This window comes from Streptomyces sp. WAC00040, from assembly GCF_056835925.1.
Genome location: NZ_JAKQZE010000002.1, coordinates 551,600 through 568,487 on the forward strand (window position 1 = coordinate 551,600; position 16,888 = coordinate 568,487).

Consider the following 16,888-nt stretch of genomic DNA (forward strand, 5'->3'; position numbering starts at 1 on the left):
TCGGCGGCGGCGGACGGCCGGACCCGGCGTCCCGCTCGAACACCGGCCGGACCGCGACTGCCGGTCAGCCGATGCCCTGGCGGTCCGGTTCGAGGGCGAAGTCGCCTTCGGCCGGTTCCCGTACCGACTGCCGCACTGCGAGGACCAGCATGTCCCGGTGACGCTCGAGCGGAGCACGCCGCTCAGGAGGGACGAGCCCGAGCAGGTCCTCGAACCCGGCCATCATCCGCCGCGTGACCTGAGGGTTGCCCACCGCGCACCCCCGCAGCTCGGCGAAGCCGAGGTCCACCAGGTCCTCCCACCCGGACACCGGCTGGACCAGCCGCACCAGGCCCTTCCCGTCCTGGTGGTACACCGCGCCGAGCGGCCGGTGGGCGACCACGGCGAGATACTGCACGATCCGGTCCAGGCACTGCACGGCCGTGGTCGGGTCGTTCACGGAAGACGACAAGGCGCGGAGCCCGATGTCGGTCAACTGCCGCAGCCCGAAGGTCAGATCACGTCGGAACGTGCGCTCCACGCCGACCGACACGGCCGACTGGAGCGCCCGCCGGGCCGTGAACGGCAGGGGCCGTCCCGTGCCGCCGTGGACCGTGAGGACGGGCGTGCCGGGCACGACGAAGTCCCCGACCCGGGGGATGAGCCGCAGCATCACGTCATGGCGCCGGGCCACCCGCACCAGCCGGGCGACCTCCACGTCCCGCAGTGCCCCCGAACGCCCCTGGTGACTGACGCGGTCGGTCTCGTCACCGAGCGGCTTCCCGGGGGCGTCGGACCACGGCATGCGCGCCAGCGCCCCGAACGCCTCCCGCGTGACCCGGTCGACCACGGGGCCCACCTTCATCAGCTGGAGCGTCTGCGTCACATAGGCGATGAACAGCAGCAGACTCAACGCGACCATGAGCAGCGTCAGAATGCTCTGCACCACCGGCACGGACGTGACCTCCAGGGGGTCGCGTTCGCTCTCGAACGCCGTCAGCACCAGCAGCGACAGCAGAAACGTGGAGAGGAACACCGAGAAGGTGAGCTTGCTGATGCGGCTCCTGATGAAGATGCGAACGACGCGGGGGCTGTAGTTGCCGGCCGCCATCTGCACCGCGACGAGCGAGATGCTGAAGACGACACCGATGAAGGTCATCATCGCGGACGCGATCGTGGTGACGATGGTCTTGGCGTCGTCGGCGATCGCCATGAGTTCGCGAAGGCTCTGGTAGTCCTCTTCGTCCCGGAGCGTGTCGACGATCAGGGCGTCGAGGGCGTCGGCCAGGGCCCAGACGACGAAGACGAGGACCAGCGCCACGGTGGGGGCGAACCAGAATGTCTCGCGCAGGTGCTCGCGCAACACGGACAGGACGCGGGGCGGACGATAGGTGCGACGTTGACTCACCCGGCCGACGGTAGTCAAACGCAGCGCATCTGCTCGGATACACGCTGTAGCGCAGCTCTCGAGTGCCGCTCGCACCCCACTGACCACGCAATATGCAGGTGAGAGGCACCGCAAACCCCTGGTATTGTTGTCCATGTCGCCGCGGGAGACCGGGGCGAATCACCTGAGTCCGGGTGGCGGAATGGCAGACGCGCTAGCTTGAGGTGCTAGTGCCCTTTATCGGGCGTGGGGGTTCAAGTCCCCCCTCGGACACCAGCAGGACCCCAGTTCGCCTGGGGTCCTTTTGCTTTTCCGTGAGAGCGTGGTGGGGCCCGGGCTGTTCCGTGAGAGCGTGGTGGGGCCGGCGGGGCGCGAGATGGAGCCCCTACTGTGATCGCCATGACCTCTCAGCGGTTCGGTGGATCCTCGCGCATTCGGATGGCCGCGGCAGCGGCGGCGGTCCTGACCGTCGCGGCGGGACTCGGCGTCAGTGCGATGGCACACGGGAGTGTCGCGAAGTACGCGGGGGACGCGCTCTACACGGTCCTGATCCTTGCGCTCGTCGTGCTCGTGGCGCCTCGGGCGCGGCCCTTCGCCGCTGCCGGTGCGGCGCTGGCGTTCAGCTGGGTCGTCGAGTTCTTGCAACTCACCCCGTTGCCGGCCGAGTTGGCCGGGCGGAGCGTCGTCGCCCGGCTCGTCCTCGGATCCACCTTCAACCCGCCCGACCTCTTCTGGTACGCCGCGGGCGCCGCCGTGGGATGGCTTGCCCACGCCTCGTTCGCGCGCCGGTCCGGCCCGCCGCCGCCTCCGGTCCCCGCCCACGCGTATGTAGCGGAAGGCAGGTACTGGGTCCGGCCGCCGGACCGGTGAGCTCGCCGAGGCAGCCCGTGCCGTCAGGGGAAGTCCGGGGACTCGTCGGGGGTAAAGCCCTGCGAGACGGGCTGCCATACGTCGTGGTCCTCAGGCATGATCAGTCGACGCTGCCTCGACAGTCTCGATCAGCTGTGCGGTGCTCAAGGGGACGGCCGCTGCGAAGACCCGCCCGAGGTTTTGGCAGTGCGGCACCGGGCGGAGTTCCTCCGAGTACGGCTCCTCGACGACCGCGAAGAGATGGGCCAGGGTCCGGCCCAGCGGACCTGCCACGGGCGACAGTTGATGCCGGCGGTGCGGACTCGGGCCCCAGCGCCGCACCATCCCGTAAACCGTGCTGAGCGACACTCCCATGACGCTGCGAGTGGTCACAGTAACTGACGCGGCATGCGAACTGGCGATGTCTCCTTCGTGGAGGGGCGCGTGTGACGGGCGGAGGCGACCGTGCCGCCGCGCGAGCGGCAGGGTTCAGTCCGCGGCACCGCTGCGGCGGGCGTAGGCGCGGGCGGCACGGGCCCGGTCTCCGCAGCGCGTGGAGCACCAGTGCCGCCGGCCGTGGGTGCGCAGGAGGAACCGGTCGCAGGGGGCGGAACCGCAGGCCGCGAGGAGGCCTGCGTCCGGTCCGGTGAGCAGGTCGGCGGCGTCGGCGGCCAGGGTCGCCAGCGCGTGGTTGACGGCCTGGTCGGTGGGGTGCGCCTGGACGCGGCGCAACCCCTGGGTGTCGTCCCAGGTGAGCAGGGGTGCGGAGGGTACGGCGGTCAGGGCCTCGTTCACCGCGCGCAGGGATTCCTCTGGCGGGGTGGCGCCGTCGACGCGCGCACCGAACAGGGCGCGTACATGTCCGCGCAGGGTGCGCATCCGCCGGGCGCACACCTCGTACAGCTGCACGTCAGGGGTGGTCAGGTCATGGGCGGCGAGCCAGCGCATGGCGGACGCGGGTGCGCCGAGCAGGTCGTAGCTCTGGCCTGCCGGGAGGGTCGCCGCGGTGTCGGCGAAGTCCAGGGAGCGGTACCGGTCGGCGCCGGGGGCCGGGGGCAGGGCGGTCTTCGCGGGGTCGGTGGCCAGGGTCTCGTCCATATCTCTCATGGTAGCGATTGCGTTTTTCCGTGATGCTTGCTTACTCTATGCATCACGGAAAAAGTGCAAGCTATCCGTGAGAAACGAGGAGACGGCATGTCCCAGCACGACGACCAGCAGTTCCCTGTCCGCGTCTTCGGGGGCCCGACCGCCCTGTTCGAGTACGGCGGCCTGCGCTTCCTGACCGACCCGACCTTCGACGGTCCCGGCGACTACCCCTCGGCCGGCCCGATCCTGACCAAGACCGCGCCCTCCACGGCCACGCCCGCCGAACTCGGCTCCGTCGACGTGGTCCTGCTCTCGCACGACGAGCACGCCGACAACCTCGACACCTCCGGGCGCGCCCTGCTCGCCGACGTCCCGCTCACGCTGACCACCCCCGGCGGCGGGAAGCGTCTGGGGGAAAGGGCCAAGGGCTTGGCCGACTGGGAGTCGATCGAGTTGGAGCGTCCGAGCGGCGGCACGATCACGGTCACCGGTGTCCCCGCCGTCCACGGTCCCGGCCCGCGCGAAGAGGTCGAGCCGTTCACCGGCGAGGTCGTCGGCTTCGTCCTGACGGGGGAGGGCCTGCCGACGGTCTATGTCAGCGGCGACAATGCCTCGCTCGACGCGGTGAGGGAGATCGCCGAGCGCTTCGGCGCGGTGGACACCGCCATCCTGTTCGCGGGAGCGCCCCGCTTCCCCGTGCTCTTCGACGGCGGGCTGCTCGTCCTGGACAGCGCTCAGGCCGCCGAGGCCGCGCACATACTCGGCGCCCGCCGCATCGTCCCCGTCCACCACGACAGCTGGGCCCACTTCACCGAGGGCCGCGACGAACTGGCGGCCGCCTTCACCGCCGCCGGCCTGGCCGACCGCCTGGACCGGGGCTGGATCCAGCGCGCCTGAGCGGACACCTTCCGTTCAGGAACCACGTCCACACCGGCCGGGGCCCGTCACGCGCGGGGCCCGGCCGCGGTGCGCGCGGGCCGGATCCCGGCGTCGAGGAAATCCCCCGAGCACCTCGGCCCGTCCGAGTCCTCAACGGCCATCTGGCGTGCGCCCTGGCCGAGTTGGGCCACGGTAACAACGTCCTGGTCTGCGACGTCGGCATGCCGGTCCCGTCGTCGGGCCCGTGGTCGACCTTGCCTTCCGGGCGGGCATCCCGCCCTTCGCCTACGTGCTCGACGGCCTGCTCGACGAGCTGGTGATCGGTCCGCGACCGCCGCCCACGAGGTCCACGACGCCAATCCGTCAGCGGCCCGCCTGCTGGGGAACGGCTCCCGTCGCTGGACTTCGTCATCCACGACGAGCTCAAGGCCCGCATCCGCGACGCCGGTCCGGTGGTGCGGACGGGGGGAGGCGCGGCCCTGCGCGAACGTACTGCTGCGCTGCGGCGTCTTCGTCTGAAGCGGAACGGGCCGACTGCGACGAGTGTCCGGGTCCGGTCGTCCGTGAGGAAACGGTGGCCGTCTCTTCACGGTGCGTTCCAAAAGCCCGACCGTGATGAATGCCGTGCGGTGGCCCGGGGATCTCACCGGGCCACCGCCTTCGGCGTATTCGGGCGCCCTACCCGCAGAGAGGGATCGTCTCGGTTCCCGGCCCGCCGCCCGTACCGGAATTCCCGCTGCCCGATGATTCGCGGCAGAACGCGACAACGTGCCGGAGCGTGCAAGGCATGCGAATGGGCCCCGGTACTGGAAACGTTCCGGGGCCCGCTCGAGCAATGCACAACCGACAGGGCCCGAAAGCGGTCCTTCTCGGTCTGCGGTGGTATCAGAAGCCGGTCGTCTGCACCGAGACGAGACCGGTGGCCGCGGCGACCGGCACGACTGCCGCGACGGACTGGACGGTGCCGACGACGTCACCGACGTTCACGGCGGCGCCGTAGCTGTTGACACCGACGTGGGCGCTCGCGATACCGCCGGCAATGCCGTCCAGCTCGCTCTCGGAAATTTCGGCGGTCTCAACCGGGGTGAAGCCGTTACGCACTGTCTCTCCTTTTCCGTACGGGGGGATTCCTGAACTGACGCCGACCGTACGCGCGTCAAAGGGGAACGGGCCGACGTGAACCGTCGCCTTGCGCCCGGAATGGGCATCCACGATCAGGACTCCCGTTACCGAGGATGAGATCACGCCAACGGGTCAACCGGCAACTGGCGTTCCGTTTCTGACGGGTGAATACTTCTTCACGACAACACCAAATAGCGTGCACTTTTCCGCGCGGCAGCGGGGGCGAACAGCGCCTCCGTCCCCCCGGGCGCTCGAGGCCTTCGGCCGACCCCCGGGCCTCTGCGGATGCGGCATCGGCGGCCGCCGCTCCGGGTTGTGGCGGCCGGCGGGTCTGACTGCGGGCTGCGGGGGCAGACGAGCCGTAAGCGAACACAATGTGAGGGAGTTGTCCGATGCTGGGTTTGGCCGCCGCGGTGATGTTCTTCATCGCGTTCCTCATCAACGCCGCCGAGATCGATACGAACGAAGTCTTCGCGTCGACGAACGTGATGCTCCTGGGCCTGATGCTGCTCGCACTCCATGTCGCAGGCGTCGGCACGTCCTGGAGGTCCGGCCGGACCCGTCGGCGCTGAGAGCCTGACCCGTACCGATGCCCCGTGCCGTTTCTCGCACACGGCCCGTTCGGCTCGCTCGGTGAATCGAACCGGAGGACATGATGGCCCTGATGACAACGGCGGCCGTGGATGCCGCGGCTGCTTCCGGATGGCTGCACGTCACGGTGATCGTGGTGGCGCTGTCCGTCCTCGTGCACAGCCTGATCCGGCACAACCGCTGACGCCCGCCTCGGGCCGAGCCACGACCCTGGTGGTGCCGACCACCCGACACGAAGTTCCAGGTGACCGGGCCCGGCGGTCCGGGCCCCGGCGGTCCGGACGCCCGGGGCGCCCGACCCCGAGGGGGCATGGCAGGCCCCGGACCGTACGCACACCCCGCCCCGCGCCGGCGGGGACCTCGTCCGGTGACGGCAGGGTGACGAGCGTGCCGCCGTCCCGCAGCACCGCGAGCGACCGCGGCCCGTACTCGCCTCCGATCGAGTCAGCCCTGCGCGGGGTCGTCGGGCCGGGAGCGTCCGGGGCCGCCCGTGGCCGACACGACCCTGAGGCCCGACGCGCCACAGCATGACGCATACGCGCCGGACGTCGTCCGCCACCGCGCAGCTTCGCCTTCGAGGTCGGCGCGCCCGGTGTGCACCGTGCCTCGGCTGAGGGCCGGGGTAGCGGGGCGAGACGAGGTGGAGGGCGGCGGGGCGCGAGAGGGGCGCCGGATCGGACACGTCGCAGATCGGTCAGGAATCGAGAAGCACGGTCACCGGGCCGTCCCTACCATGATCGTCATGGACATCACCATTCACACGAGCTTCCTCCCGCACAACGACCCGGACGCGTCGCTGGCCTTCTACCGCGACGCACTGGGCTTCGAGGTCCGAAGTGACGTCGGACAGGGCACGATGCGCTGGATCACCGTCGGCCCCGTCGGCCGGCCCGGCACGTCCATCCTCCTGGCACCGCCGGCGGCCGACCCCGGCATCACCGAGGACGAGCGCCGCACCATCACCGAGATGATGGCCAAGGGCACCTACGGCTGGATCCTGCTGGCCACCCCGGACCTCGACGGCACGTTCGAGAAGGTGCAGGCATGCGACGTCGAGGTCGTCCAGGAGCCGACCGAGCAGCCGTACGGCATCCGCGACTGTGCCTTCAGAGACCCCGCGGGCAACCTGATCCGCATCCAGGAGCTTCGCTGACCGCTCCGACCGGTGGCGGTCACTCCGCGCAGTCCGTTTCCGGCGCGGTCCCTCCGTGGCGGTCCGTCCGTCGCGGTCCGCTCCTCGCCGTCCGCTCCTCCAAGCAAAGGAGTCTTCTCATGTGTCGTCCCGCATGGGCGCGCGCACTCACTATGGCGCACCGCCTGAGCGAGCTCGCGCGACTGCGTCGCGTCCGTGACCGGATCGACCGGGAGTACGCGCAGCCGCTGAACGTCGAGACACTGGCCCGCGGCGCGGACATGTCCCCCGGCCATCTCAGCCGCCAGTTCCGGAGCGCGTACGGCGAGTCGCCCTACGCCTACCTGATGACACGCCGCATCGAGCGCGCCACTGTGCTGCTGCGCCGTGGCGACCTCAGTGTCACCGAGGTCTGCCTGACGGTCGGCTGCTCGTCGCCGGGGACCTTCACCACCCGCTTCACCGAGCTGGTCGGCATGCCGCCCAGCGCCTACCGGCGCCGCGTGACCCGCACCGCTGAGGGGGCGCCGCGGCCCGTGGCGAAGCAGGCGACAAGAACGGTCAGGAATGAAGAAGCACCGGTCGCAGAGCCGGAACTAGCGTGAGGACCATGGAAAACATCGAGTGCGTCACCCTCGAGGTGGCCGACCCCACGTCCGCCGAAAAGCTCTACACGACCGCCTTCGGCCTGGGCACGCAGTTGCGCCTGCGGGCCTCGGAGGCACCGACGACCGGCTTCCGCGGCTTCACGCTGTCGCTCGTCGTGTCCCAGCCGGCCGACGTCAACGCCCTCGTAGACGCCGCCGTGGAGGCCGGCGCCGCGACGCTGAAGCCCGCCACCAAGTCGCTCTGGGGCTACGGGGGTGTCGTACAGGCCCCGGACGGGACGATCTGGCAGATCGCGTCGTCGTCGAAGAAGGACACCGGCCCGGCCACCCGGCAGATCGACGAGATCGTGCTGTTGCTGGGCGTAGAGGACATGAAGGCCACCAAGCAGTTCTACGTCGACCGTGGCCTCGCCGTGGCGAAGAGCTTCGGCAGCAAGTACGTCGAGTTCGCCACCGGTTCCGGTCCCGTCAAGCTCGCGCTGTACAAGCGTCGTGGCCTGGCCAAGGTGGCCGGCGTCTCACCCGACGGCACGGGATCGCGCCGGCTCGTGATCGGAGGCGACGGCGGATCCTTCACCGACCCCGACGGATTCAAGTGGGAAGCCGCAGCGCCGGCCCCCACCGCCTGATTTTGATGACCGACGCAGTCCGCCCCTGACGGGCGGGCTCTCCACGAACCGACCGGAGGATGCATGACGAGCGCGCCGCCGCGTGGACTCGAGGAAAGACTGCGGGACACCCGCGCCAGACTGGAGAGCGACGTCGATCTCTGGGTCGCGACATCGGGCGCCCCGGGCGGCGTCCACCTCATCCCGCTCTCGTACCTCTGGGACGGGACCGCGTTCCTCATCTCGACGCCGCGCTCCTCGGTCACGAGCCGCAATCTGCTGGCGGACGTGCGGGTGCGTCTCAGCTTCGGGCCGACCCGCGATGTCGTCCTCGTCGACGGCACCGCCGAGCCGGTGGACGTCGCCGGCCTCGCACCCGGTACGGGGGACGCGTTCGCGACGAAGACCGGTTTCGATCCCCGCGAGCTCGACGAGCCGTACCAGTACTTCCTGATCCGGCCGCGACGCATACAGGCCTGGCGTGAGGCGAACGAGCTTCGGGGCCGCGACCTGATGCGCGACGGCTGCTGGCTGGGCTGACCGCGCACGGCGACCCGACCCGTCCGGTCCGCGAGCGGTGCGACCCGCGTCTCCTGTCGTCGTGGGACCGCTGATCCGGCAGGAGCCTGTACATGCCTCATGGAAGGCCTGTCCGTACCGCGGTTGCGCGGTGTAGGCGCCGGGCGGGAGCGTTCTGCGGATCCGGCGACCCGAGCCCGGTGCGTCCGGTCCCTTGCCGCCGTTCTGCCGTGGTGGCCGGCCGCCGTGCGCGGTTCGCGCGGCAGGGCCGCCCGGCGTCGGCGTTCACTGGGCGGAGCGGGCCCCGGGAGCGGCCGCGTCGACGGGGACGAGCACGGCGGTGATGTTGTCGTGCCCGCCCGCGTCCAGCGCGTGGCGGACCAACTCCCTTACGGACGGCAGTAGATCGACGCCGTCCGCCGACGCCCGGGACAGGCGGCTGAGCATGTCCCGCAGGCCTTCGGCTCCGGGCAGGTAGCGCCACAACCCGTCCGTGCAGAGCAGCAGGCGACCGGGCACGGAGGGCCGGTAGCTCCGGACGCGTGCTTCCGTATCGTCCGCGTCCGCGCCCAGCCAGGCGGCGAGGGCGTCGTGTTCCCCGAGGTCGTCCTCGGTGAGCGACATGCCGGTGCCCTCGTCCGGCAACCAGTAGGCCCGGCTGTCGCCGACCGACGCACTCCAGATTCCCGCCGGGCCCGCCACGCCGGCGACGAACGTGCAGGCCGGTGACAGGCCCGTGTCGCCAGGGTCGGCCAAGGCGGCAACCGCCTGTGCCGCGCGGGCCACGGCCTCGCGGAGCGCTGTCTCGGGCAGCACGCCCAACGGCAGTCGCGCCGCCAGCACCCGCGCCCCCACCTCGGCCGCGACCTGAGCGGCGCGCTCCGAACGGGGCGACATGGAGACGCCGTCGCAGACGACTCCGATCGTCCAGTCATCGCGTCGGGTCAGGGCCATGGCGTCCGCGTTGACGTCACGCCGCTTGCCGCGGTCGCTGACGCCCGCCGCGCCGTCCGGGGCCGTGACCTCGAGGTGCGACCGGAAGGCCGGCTGCGCGTGGCCGCATTCCCAGCAGTGGCCGTCCGGGGCGACGATCCCGCCGCACCGGACACACATCTCGTTCTCGCTCATCGGGAGGATCCTGACAGACGGTCCTGCCACGTCCTGGCGCCGGCGGACGTGGCCGGGCGTCCCTCTGTTCACCGGGACCGCGCCCCGCCACTATGGCGGAGCCATGTCAACGCACGCACCCCCCCTCGGCCATGGCCCGTGTCAGGTTCCGGCGCACATCGACCGGCCGGTCGCGGGACGCGCGCGCCGGAAACGGACGGTCGGTCATGTACGGATCCCCCGGCAAGGTGAAGGTGGTCGTCGTGACCGCCCTGACCGCGCTCCTGGCGAGCACGGCGGCCACGATCCCGGCAGAGGCGGCGGCTACGGTGCCACCGCTCCCGCCGACGTCGACCGTGGCCTTACCGAACGAGGCGGCCCCCGTCCCGCCTCCCGCCGCTCCCCTTTCAGCCCCCGTCCCGCCTCCCGCCGCCGGCCCCGTTCCTTCGGCCGCCCCCGAATGGACCCCGCCGCTGAGTACTCGCGGCCGCTACATCGTCGACGCCGACGGCAACCGCTTCAAGCTCAAGTCCGGCAACTGGCACGGCGCGAGCGGCACCTGGACCGGAACCGGCGACCGCGACGACCCGGCGAACCACCACGCGGGCGAGAAGGCGGACCGTATTCCGCTCGGGCTCGATCGGGCCCCCATGTCCGAGATCGTCGCCGGCTTCCGTGAGCTGGGGCTCAACAGCGTCCGCCTGCCCTTCTCCAACGAGATGGTGCACGACCGGCGCCCCGTCGCCGACGCGTCGGTGGCCGCCAATCCGGCCCTGCGCGGTCGTACACCCCTCCAGGTCTACGACGCCGTCGTTGCCGCCCTCACCGGCGCTGGACTCGCTGTCGTCCTCAACAACCACACCAACACCACCCGTTGGTGCTGCGGTGTCGACGGCAACGAACGCTGGAACGCGAGCCGCGCCGACGCCGAGTGGGAGGCCGACTGGCTCTTCATGGCCCGCCGCTACCGTCACGAGCCGCGCGTCGTCGGCGCCGACCTCTACAACGAGGTGCGCCGTTCGGTCTGGGACGACCCCAACTGGGGGCTCGGTGGCCGCCATGACTGGTTCGCCGCCTCGCAGCGCGTCGGTGACCGCATCCTCCAGGAGGCCCATCCGGACCTCCTGATCGTGGTCGAGGGCATCAATTGGACCGGCGTCCCCGTCGACGGCCTTCCGCACGGGCGCCCCACACTGGAGCCCGTGCAGCGGCTGTCCCACACGCTCGTACGGTCAGGCAAGCTCGTCTACTCCGCCCACTTCTACGACTACACCGGCCCTCACCACACCGGCGCCACCGGCGTGGGCGAGACCTCCGACAACCGCTACCGCGACTTCGGCCGCGAGGAGCTGTTCGAGGTACTCGACCGGCAGGCCTTCTATGTGTCCGGCCAGGCCGGCCGGCACTTCACCGCGCCCGTGTGGATCAGCGAGTTCGGCATCGGCGGCCGTGACGAGCACGGCGAGAAGCCACGCGCCTGGTTCGAGAACTTCATCGACCATCTCATCGCCAGGGACGCCGACTTCGCGTACTGGCCGATGGTCGGCTGGCACGAGGACCGCAAGGGCAACGGCTGGGCCCTGCTCCACTGGGACTCCGCCGGTCGGCGCATCGGCGTCTTCGACGGTGACGACTGGCGCGCCGGCGCGTGGAGCCGCCTCGTCGCCGCCGAGGGGCGCACCGGTCCAGTCCCCTACACGGACCGCTGGTCCATGCTCGGCCCGGACCACGGCGACTTCGTCCAGTCGCTGCGGATGCGGGCCGCGGGCGACTGGGACGTCGGCGCACGCAAGGCGGCCTGCCCCGACGGCCAGCGACTGGCCGGCCTGGCCCGTACCGGGGGCCGTGGCCTGTGCACCGACACGACAGCCCGAGATCTCTGGGCGGCCGACGGCCCGTACGAGGTGGTGCGCGACGAGCGCCACGTCGCGGCGGGTGGCGACTGGGCGTCGGGCTACACCAAGCTCCAGTGCCCCACAGGCCACTTCCTCACCGGCTACAGCGTCCGCGGAGCAGCAGTCTCGGCGGCCCTGTGCGTCGCGGCCCGGACGCCGCTCGGTGCGGGCGGCCGGACCGTCTGGTTCGACCGTGGCGACAACCGCCCGCCCGAGGCCCGTGGAGGGGACTTCGCCCATGGCCGGTTCAAGGGCCAGTGCGCGGACGACGAGTACGCGGCCGGTATCGCGTACACCGGCCGCGTGGGCTCGTCCCGGACACCGGACGCGCTGCTGTGCCGGAAGATGGGCTGAGGGGGTCGCCTCGCCGGCACCGGAGCATGAACCGAGGAAGTTGCGAACGCCGGCTGACTCGTTGGAAGGCGGACTCGGCCCAACGGCGCACCAGGCCGAGCACAGGCTCGGCGGATGCGCCGGCTCACGGACGGTGAAGCCTTGTCAGGGACCGTGCACGAGGCACTGGGACGGGAGCCGACGTCGCCGGAGCAGACCAGCGATCGGCCTTCCGCCTCGATGCGCACGGCGAAGGCCGGTATGCCGTGCGCCGGTTGCTGTTCACCAGCGCGCCGCCGGAGCCCGAGAAGGGGCTCCGGCGGCCTTGCGCCCGGACGCTCCCGAGGCGGCCTGACCAGCAAGATCCACGCCGCCTGCGACGCCTCCGCCGACTGCCGGCCTTCGCGCGGGCGATTCCGGGGCTCCAGGTCAGCGCAGCGCCTTCGCGCGGCTCAGCGCGGCCACGCCCACCGCGGCGAGTGCGATCTGGAACAGCCACTCGATCCAGTCGACGCCGTCGGTGTCGGCCACGCCGAACGCGGCGGCGAGAGCGGTGCCGAGGAAGGCGGCGGCGATGCCGACGACGATGGTCCACAGGACGCCGATGTGCTGCCGGCCCGGTACCGCCAGCCGTCCGAGCACGCCGATCAGGGTGCCGATGAGGATCGCGCTGATGATGCCGGAAATCTCCATGATCGTACCCTTCCTGTTGTTCTGTGTCGTGAATACGGGTGCCCCTCATGGCTCGGAGCACGCCTGCTCCCCCTGGAGGGCCGTCCGCATGGTCCGGGCGTTGACAAGCTGACGATGCGTCAGTCACGGTGTGGGGCATGGCGAAGATGCGTGCGCGTCTGCTCGTTCTCCTGGCCGCGGTCCTTGTGGCTGCCGCACTGACGAGCGCCGAAGCGTCCCAGGCCACGGCCACGGCCTCCGCCCCGGACCGGCTGCCCGGCGCCCTGTGGTTCGACGAGCCGGCCGCCGGCATCCTCACCGTCGAGGACGGACGCTTCACCGACGGGCTCGGCCGCGAGGTCGTGCTGCGCGGCTACAACGTCTCGGGCGGGGCCAAGCTCCACGAGAACGGCGGCCTGCCCTTCGCCTCCGTCGCAGACGCCGAGAAGTCCGCGGCCGCGATGCGCAGACTCGGCGGCGCCAACACCGCGCGGTTCCTGCTCTCCTGGGCATACACGGAACCGGTGCGCGGCCGCGTCGACGAGCGTTACCTCGCCGCCGTCACCGAACAGCTGCGCGTCTTCCTCCGGGCCGGTATCCGCGTCTACCCCGACTTCCACCAGGACCTCTACTCCCGCCACCTCTTCCACGAGGACAGCTGGTACACCGGTGACGGAGCCCCCGCCTGGGCCGTGGAACAGGGTAACTACCCGCGCGAATCCTGCGGCGTCTGCCTGTTCTGGGGCCAGAACATCACGCAGAACAAGGCCGTCACCCAGGCGACGTACGACTTCTGGCACAACAGGGGCGGTGTCCAGGACGCCTTCCTCGACACCGCCCGGTCGGCGATGGCGTACCTCGCCGAACATCTCACTCCTCCCGAGTTCGCCGGCATCGCCGGATTCGACCCGTACAACGAACCGCACGCGGGGACCTACGAACCGGGCCAGAGCAGCCGCGCCTGGGAACGGGACGTGCTCTGGCCGTTCTACGAGAAGTTCCGCGCCCGGATGGACGAGGCGGGCTGGCGCGACAAACCCGCCTTCGTCGAACCCAACCTCTTCTGGAACGCCAATCTCGACTTCCAGCGACAGGCAGGCGGCCTCCTCGACGCCGGCGCCGCCCTCGGCCCCCGCTATGTCTTCAACACGCACTTCTACGACCAGAAGGCCATCTCCGGCGTCTTCATGTGGGGCAAGGCGAAGAACGGCCAGTACGCGGGCGACTTCGCCACCGTCCGCGACCGTGCGGCCGGGGCCGGCACGGCGGGGATCGTGAGCGAGTTCGGCCACCCCCTGACGGGGACGGCCGCCGACAAGGCCCCGACCGTGCTGAAGGCGATGTACCAGGCCCTCGACTCCCGCCTCCCGGGCGGCACCTGGTGGTCGCGGCCGCAGGACTCCGGCCCGGTCCTCTCCGGTACCCAGTGGCAGTGGGACATCTACAACGGCCGCCACCACGAGCTCATGAACGGCAACCCCGACAAGGTCCTGACCGAGGGCGACGCCTGGAACGACGAGGACCTGTCCGCCGTCCGCCTCGACGACTCGCGCACCGCCGTGCTCCGCCAGGACGCACGGCTCCTCGACCGCCTCTATCCGAGCGCGACGGCGGGCCGCGTGGTCGGATTCAGCTACGAGGACCGCTCCCGCGACGACTCCACCACGCTCACCTGGAACCCGGTCCCGGCCTCGATGCCACGCCTCGCGGAACTGGTCGGCACCGGCCGGTACGGGGTGCTCCTCTGGCGCCCTGACGGCACGTCCGCCCCGACGGAGCTGCACCTCCCGGCGTCGTTCGACCCTGCCCGTACGACGGTGGTCTCCGACCTCAAAGCGCTGCACGGCCTGCCTTCGTACGAACCCGGCACGCCCGTGGCGGCGGCCCCCGAACCGGGCGGCACGGGCAGCCGCCGCCTCCTGCTCACGTCACAGGGCGGCGACCCGGGCATCCACGTCGCTCTGGTGACGGACGGCGCGACGGCGCCCTCAGCCGACCTGCTGCGGGCGGCCCGCGCGGAACTGACGCAGTGGGCGGGAGGCATGCGCTGAGTCGGGCGGCCGGGACGGCAGCGGGCCGGCAATGCGGTGCCGGCGACGGTGGGCGGGACGAGGGCTGTCGACCGAGTCGTACCGCCAGACCACCGGGACGCGCGGCGCGCATGCGATAGCTGGGTTCCAGCGGGACGCCGATGGCCTGCGTCCCGCGAGGCAGCCGCGGAACCGAGCAACGCCAGACCTCCCGTTGCCGCGATTGTCCGCGCCCGGCCCCTCGGGACCGGGTCGGCCGGAGGGCTCGACTTTGATCACGCACGGCGACGGAGAGCCGTCGATTCCCGAGGCGGGGTGAGCCTTCGCGCTGTCCGTGATTTGAGGTTCGCCTGAGCCAACTGCCCGTTGGAGTGCCGCAATCAGGCGTCTGCGCGTGATCCACGTCACTGGTCATTGTGCCTCGTGATCGCAGCGCGGTAGGAACGGCCCAGCAGATCACCCAGAGCTCTCTTCCATGCATTGCTCAGGGTGACGGGTTTCGGCTCCCTGACCAGGAGCCGTCTCAACACACAAATGAAACGGGGACACATGAGCCGGATCGCGATGCGCACCGCACTGCCTCTCATGACCGCCGGCACCGTACTCCTGGCAGGAGCCGGCGCGAGTGCCGCCGCTCCGGTGGACGAGCCGACTCCGGCCGAGGGCCCGAAGATCGTTCTGGACGACGGACGTGTCGTCGGCGTGGACGACCCCGTCACCTTCACGTTCGAGGGGGAGGAGCCCACGGCCCTGCCCAAGCCGGGAAAGGGGGACATGGGCGTGATGGCCTGCCCGGAGGTGAACAACCGGCCGACGTACACCGTCAAGGGGTCGCCGTACTTCATCGCCGACAAGAAGAAGCCGCAGTCGACGTGGCTGCTGCCACGTCAAACCGTGTCGTGGACGGTGACCGGCAGCCACACCTTCACCTGGGACATCGGCGCCAGCGCCGAGGCGGAGGCGGGGGCCATCCTGGCCAAGGCCAAGGTCAGTGTCGACACCAAGATCAGCAACGCCTGGACGTGGACCGGGACACAGACCGTCACCGACACGAACACCACCTCGAAGGGCTACCGGGCGGTGCTCGGGCAGGTCGGCTGGAAACTCACAGGCGTGAAGACCTGGATCGCTCCGCCCTGCAACGTCAAGAAGAAGACCATCGTCGTCCTGGCTCCGCGGAAGGGCGACATGTCGATCGGGCGGCAGGGTTCATGAGGGGGAAGCAGAGAGCGGACGGCAGGGCCGTACAGCGTCTCTCTGCGGGCCTCTCCGTCGCCCTCGCCGTCACAACGCTGCTAGGTGTAGGGGCGTGCAGCTCGGGCGAGCGGTCCGCATCGCCTTCGAAGAGCCCGGGTACGACGGGATCCGCCGCGGCGGCGACGCCGGACACGGCCGCCGCCGAGGCCGCGAAGTCCGTATTGGAGAAGACCTTCGTCACCAGGGAGTCCCTCGGGGGCGGGTCCGGCGGGCTGCAGCGGCAGTTCGGCAACACGCATCCCACCACACCGGACGACGTGCTGAGCGTGACGTTCGCGTTCACCTGCACGGGTGGCGCCACGGTGAACCTTACGTTCACCGTCGCGGACGAGGAGGTGTCGTCGGCCGCGGGCACCCATGTGTGCGACGGTTCCGTATTCCAGCGGAGCGTCGAGCTGCCCAAACCCGGTCCTCTCGGCTTCTCGGCCGCAGTCACCGGCTCCGAGGGCGGCGGTTACGCATACGCCTACTACGCCGAGAAGAAGCGGCTTCCGTAGCCCGAGCCGGCTGACAGGTACGGCCCCCACCCCCGCCTTGTGCTCGGGCGGGGGCTCAGCCGATGCGGGTGGTCGTGCTCTCGTCGTTGGAACGCGCGCGTGCGCGCCGTAGGAGCGGATGCCCAACTCTCGTCCCACCGCGAGCATATGGACGTTGATTTCGCGCGGCCCCGCGACCCCGACTGTGGCCCCGTCCGGTGGCCGGCCAGGTCGGCCGACGGCTGCCCAGAGCGGATCCGGTGAGCAGGGCGTGGATCTGCCCCGGCGCCGGCGGCGGCCTTCCGGGCAGGTCGTGGCGCCCTCGAGGCGACGACGACCGTGGACCGGGGAGCCGGGG

The 16,888-nt window shown here is 70.9% G+C and carries 17 protein-coding genes, 1 tRNA gene and 2 pseudogenes; 14 read left to right on the forward strand and 6 right to left on the reverse strand.

Features of this window, described 5'->3' with window-relative positions; translation table 11 throughout:
- Positions 1-64: 64 nt before the first annotated feature.
- Positions 65-1,387: a DUF2254 domain-containing protein gene (locus MDN94_RS21810; protein WP_482727562.1), complete on the reverse strand. Its 1,323-nt coding sequence runs from the start codon at positions 1,385-1,387 to the stop codon at positions 65-67.
- 167 nt (positions 1,388-1,554) lie between these two features.
- On the opposite strand from MDN94_RS21810, the gene MDN94_RS21815 reads away from it, so the two are divergent.
- Together MDN94_RS21815 and MDN94_RS21820 are read left to right on the forward strand one after the other, a co-directional pair.
- Positions 1,555-1,642, forward strand: a tRNA-Leu gene (locus MDN94_RS21815).
- A 123-nt stretch (positions 1,643-1,765) separates the two neighbouring features.
- On the forward strand, positions 1,766-2,236 hold the full coding sequence (locus MDN94_RS21820; protein ID WP_482727563.1) for a ribosomal maturation YjgA family protein: 471 nt from the start codon (positions 1,766-1,768) through the stop codon (positions 2,234-2,236).
- Between the two features lie 90 nt (positions 2,237-2,326).
- Here MDN94_RS21820 and MDN94_RS21825 read toward each other — a convergent pair whose 3' ends face one another.
- Complete coding sequence (locus MDN94_RS21825; protein WP_482727564.1) at positions 2,327-2,509, reverse strand: hypothetical protein; 183 nt, start codon at positions 2,507-2,509, stop codon at positions 2,327-2,329.
- A gap of 195 nt (positions 2,510-2,704) precedes the next feature.
- Positions 2,705-3,313 carry an ABATE domain-containing protein gene (locus MDN94_RS21830; RefSeq protein WP_482727565.1) on the reverse strand — a complete coding sequence of 203 codons (609 nt, stop codon included), beginning with the start codon at positions 3,311-3,313 and terminating at the stop codon, positions 2,705-2,707.
- A gap of 96 nt (positions 3,314-3,409) precedes the next feature.
- Here MDN94_RS21830 and MDN94_RS21835 point away from each other — a divergent pair, with 96 nt between their 5' ends.
- Together MDN94_RS21835 and rbsD are read left to right on the forward strand one after the other, a co-directional pair.
- The gene (locus tag MDN94_RS21835) at positions 3,410-4,198 is read left to right on the forward strand and encodes an MBL fold metallo-hydrolase (RefSeq protein WP_482727566.1); all 789 of its coding nucleotides are present in this window, start codon (positions 3,410-3,412) and stop codon (positions 4,196-4,198) included.
- Positions 4,199-4,299: 101 nt separating this feature from the next.
- Positions 4,300-4,699, forward strand: a pseudogene (rbsD, locus tag MDN94_RS21840) (D-ribose pyranase).
- Positions 4,700-5,065: 366 nt separating this feature from the next.
- On the opposite strand, the gene MDN94_RS21845 reads toward rbsD, so the two are convergent.
- The gene (locus tag MDN94_RS21845; protein WP_482727567.1) at positions 5,066-5,281 is read right to left on the reverse strand and encodes a hypothetical protein; all 216 of its coding nucleotides are present in this window, start codon (positions 5,279-5,281) and stop codon (positions 5,066-5,068) included.
- A 413-nt stretch (positions 5,282-5,694) separates the two neighbouring features.
- Between MDN94_RS21845 and MDN94_RS21850 the strand changes: the two genes are divergently transcribed.
- The 5 genes from MDN94_RS21850 to MDN94_RS21870 all read left to right on the forward strand — a co-directional run bounded on the left by MDN94_RS21850 (position 5,695) and on the right by MDN94_RS21870 (position 8,781).
- Complete coding sequence (locus MDN94_RS21850; protein ID WP_441261764.1) at positions 5,695-5,874, forward strand: hypothetical protein; 180 nt, start codon at positions 5,695-5,697, stop codon at positions 5,872-5,874.
- Positions 5,875-6,635: 761 nt separating this feature from the next.
- Positions 6,636-7,046, forward strand: a complete 411-nt coding sequence (locus MDN94_RS21855) for a VOC family protein (RefSeq protein ID WP_482727568.1) — start codon at positions 6,636-6,638, stop codon at positions 7,044-7,046.
- A gap of 119 nt (positions 7,047-7,165) precedes the next feature.
- Positions 7,166-7,630 (forward strand): helix-turn-helix transcriptional regulator, encoded by a 465-nt coding sequence (locus tag MDN94_RS21860; protein WP_482727569.1) that lies wholly within the window; start codon positions 7,166-7,168, stop codon positions 7,628-7,630.
- A 5-nt stretch (positions 7,631-7,635) separates the two neighbouring features.
- A complete protein-coding gene (locus MDN94_RS21865; RefSeq protein WP_482727570.1) occupies positions 7,636-8,262 on the forward strand; it encodes a VOC family protein in 627 nt (208 codons plus the stop codon).
- Between the two features lie 63 nt (positions 8,263-8,325).
- Positions 8,326-8,781 (forward strand): pyridoxamine 5'-phosphate oxidase family protein, encoded by a 456-nt coding sequence (locus tag MDN94_RS21870; protein ID WP_482727571.1) that lies wholly within the window; start codon positions 8,326-8,328, stop codon positions 8,779-8,781.
- A gap of 264 nt (positions 8,782-9,045) precedes the next feature.
- Here MDN94_RS21870 and MDN94_RS21875 read toward each other — a convergent pair whose 3' ends face one another.
- Positions 9,046-9,888, reverse strand: coding sequence for a PP2C family protein-serine/threonine phosphatase (locus tag MDN94_RS21875; protein ID WP_482727572.1), 843 nt, complete (start codon positions 9,886-9,888; stop codon positions 9,046-9,048).
- Between the two features lie 206 nt (positions 9,889-10,094).
- Here MDN94_RS21875 and MDN94_RS21880 point away from each other — a divergent pair, with 206 nt between their 5' ends.
- Together MDN94_RS21880 and MDN94_RS21885 are read left to right on the forward strand one after the other, a co-directional pair.
- Positions 10,095-12,116, forward strand: a complete 2,022-nt coding sequence (locus MDN94_RS21880) for a glycoside hydrolase family 5 protein (protein WP_482727573.1) — start codon at positions 10,095-10,097, stop codon at positions 12,114-12,116.
- Positions 12,117-12,380: 264 nt separating this feature from the next.
- A pseudogene (locus tag MDN94_RS21885) lies at positions 12,381-12,479 on the forward strand (IS5/IS1182 family transposase); the annotation flags it as partial.
- Positions 12,480-12,524: 45 nt separating this feature from the next.
- Here MDN94_RS21885 and MDN94_RS21890 read toward each other — a convergent pair.
- The gene (locus MDN94_RS21890) at positions 12,525-12,788 is read right to left on the reverse strand and encodes a GlsB/YeaQ/YmgE family stress response membrane protein (RefSeq protein ID WP_482727574.1); all 264 of its coding nucleotides are present in this window, start codon (positions 12,786-12,788) and stop codon (positions 12,525-12,527) included.
- A gap of 137 nt (positions 12,789-12,925) precedes the next feature.
- Between MDN94_RS21890 and MDN94_RS21895 the strand changes: the two genes are divergently transcribed.
- The 3 genes from MDN94_RS21895 to MDN94_RS21905 all read left to right on the forward strand — a co-directional run bounded on the left by MDN94_RS21895 (position 12,926) and on the right by MDN94_RS21905 (position 16,551).
- Complete coding sequence (locus tag MDN94_RS21895; protein ID WP_482727575.1) at positions 12,926-14,818, forward strand: cellulase family glycosylhydrolase; 1,893 nt, start codon at positions 12,926-12,928, stop codon at positions 14,816-14,818.
- A 528-nt stretch (positions 14,819-15,346) separates the two neighbouring features.
- On the forward strand, positions 15,347-16,012 hold the full coding sequence (locus MDN94_RS21900; protein ID WP_482727576.1) for a hypothetical protein: 666 nt from the start codon (positions 15,347-15,349) through the stop codon (positions 16,010-16,012).
- Complete coding sequence (locus tag MDN94_RS21905) at positions 16,009-16,551, forward strand: hypothetical protein (RefSeq protein ID WP_482727577.1); 543 nt, start codon at positions 16,009-16,011, stop codon at positions 16,549-16,551. The genes MDN94_RS21900 and MDN94_RS21905 overlap by 4 nt, the downstream gene beginning before the upstream one ends.
- Positions 16,552-16,888 lie beyond the last annotated feature (337 nt).

What these genes read in the sequence shown, in the direction of transcription:
- MDN94_RS21905 (WP_482727577.1), top strand. Translation starts at nt 16,009, where the DNA reads ATGAGGGGGAAGCAGAGAGCGGACGGCAGGGCCGTACAGCGTCTCTCT.
- MDN94_RS21820 (WP_482727563.1), top strand. Translation starts at nt 1,766, where the DNA reads ATGACCTCTCAGCGGTTCGGTGGATCCTCGCGCATTCGGATGGCCGCG.
- MDN94_RS21895 (WP_482727575.1), top strand. Translation starts at nt 12,926, where the DNA reads ATGGCGAAGATGCGTGCGCGTCTGCTCGTTCTCCTGGCCGCGGTCCTT.
- MDN94_RS21830 (WP_482727565.1), bottom strand. Translation starts at nt 3,313, where the DNA reads ATGGACGAGACCCTGGCCACCGACCCCGCGAAGACCGCCCTGCCCCCG.
- MDN94_RS21850 (WP_441261764.1), top strand. Translation starts at nt 5,695, where the DNA reads ATGCTGGGTTTGGCCGCCGCGGTGATGTTCTTCATCGCGTTCCTCATC.
- MDN94_RS21860 (WP_482727569.1), top strand. Translation starts at nt 7,166, where the DNA reads ATGTGTCGTCCCGCATGGGCGCGCGCACTCACTATGGCGCACCGCCTG.
- MDN94_RS21875 (WP_482727572.1), bottom strand. Translation starts at nt 9,888, where the DNA reads ATGAGCGAGAACGAGATGTGTGTCCGGTGCGGCGGGATCGTCGCCCCG.
- MDN94_RS21890 (WP_482727574.1), bottom strand. Translation starts at nt 12,788, where the DNA reads ATGGAGATTTCCGGCATCATCAGCGCGATCCTCATCGGCACCCTGATC.
- MDN94_RS21855 (WP_482727568.1), top strand. Translation starts at nt 6,636, where the DNA reads ATGGACATCACCATTCACACGAGCTTCCTCCCGCACAACGACCCGGAC.
- MDN94_RS21870 (WP_482727571.1), top strand. Translation starts at nt 8,326, where the DNA reads ATGACGAGCGCGCCGCCGCGTGGACTCGAGGAAAGACTGCGGGACACC.
- MDN94_RS21865 (WP_482727570.1), top strand. Translation starts at nt 7,636, where the DNA reads ATGGAAAACATCGAGTGCGTCACCCTCGAGGTGGCCGACCCCACGTCC.
- MDN94_RS21835 (WP_482727566.1), top strand. Translation starts at nt 3,410, where the DNA reads ATGTCCCAGCACGACGACCAGCAGTTCCCTGTCCGCGTCTTCGGGGGC.
- MDN94_RS21900 (WP_482727576.1), top strand. Translation starts at nt 15,347, where the DNA reads ATGAGCCGGATCGCGATGCGCACCGCACTGCCTCTCATGACCGCCGGC.
- MDN94_RS21880 (WP_482727573.1), top strand. Translation starts at nt 10,095, where the DNA reads ATGTACGGATCCCCCGGCAAGGTGAAGGTGGTCGTCGTGACCGCCCTG.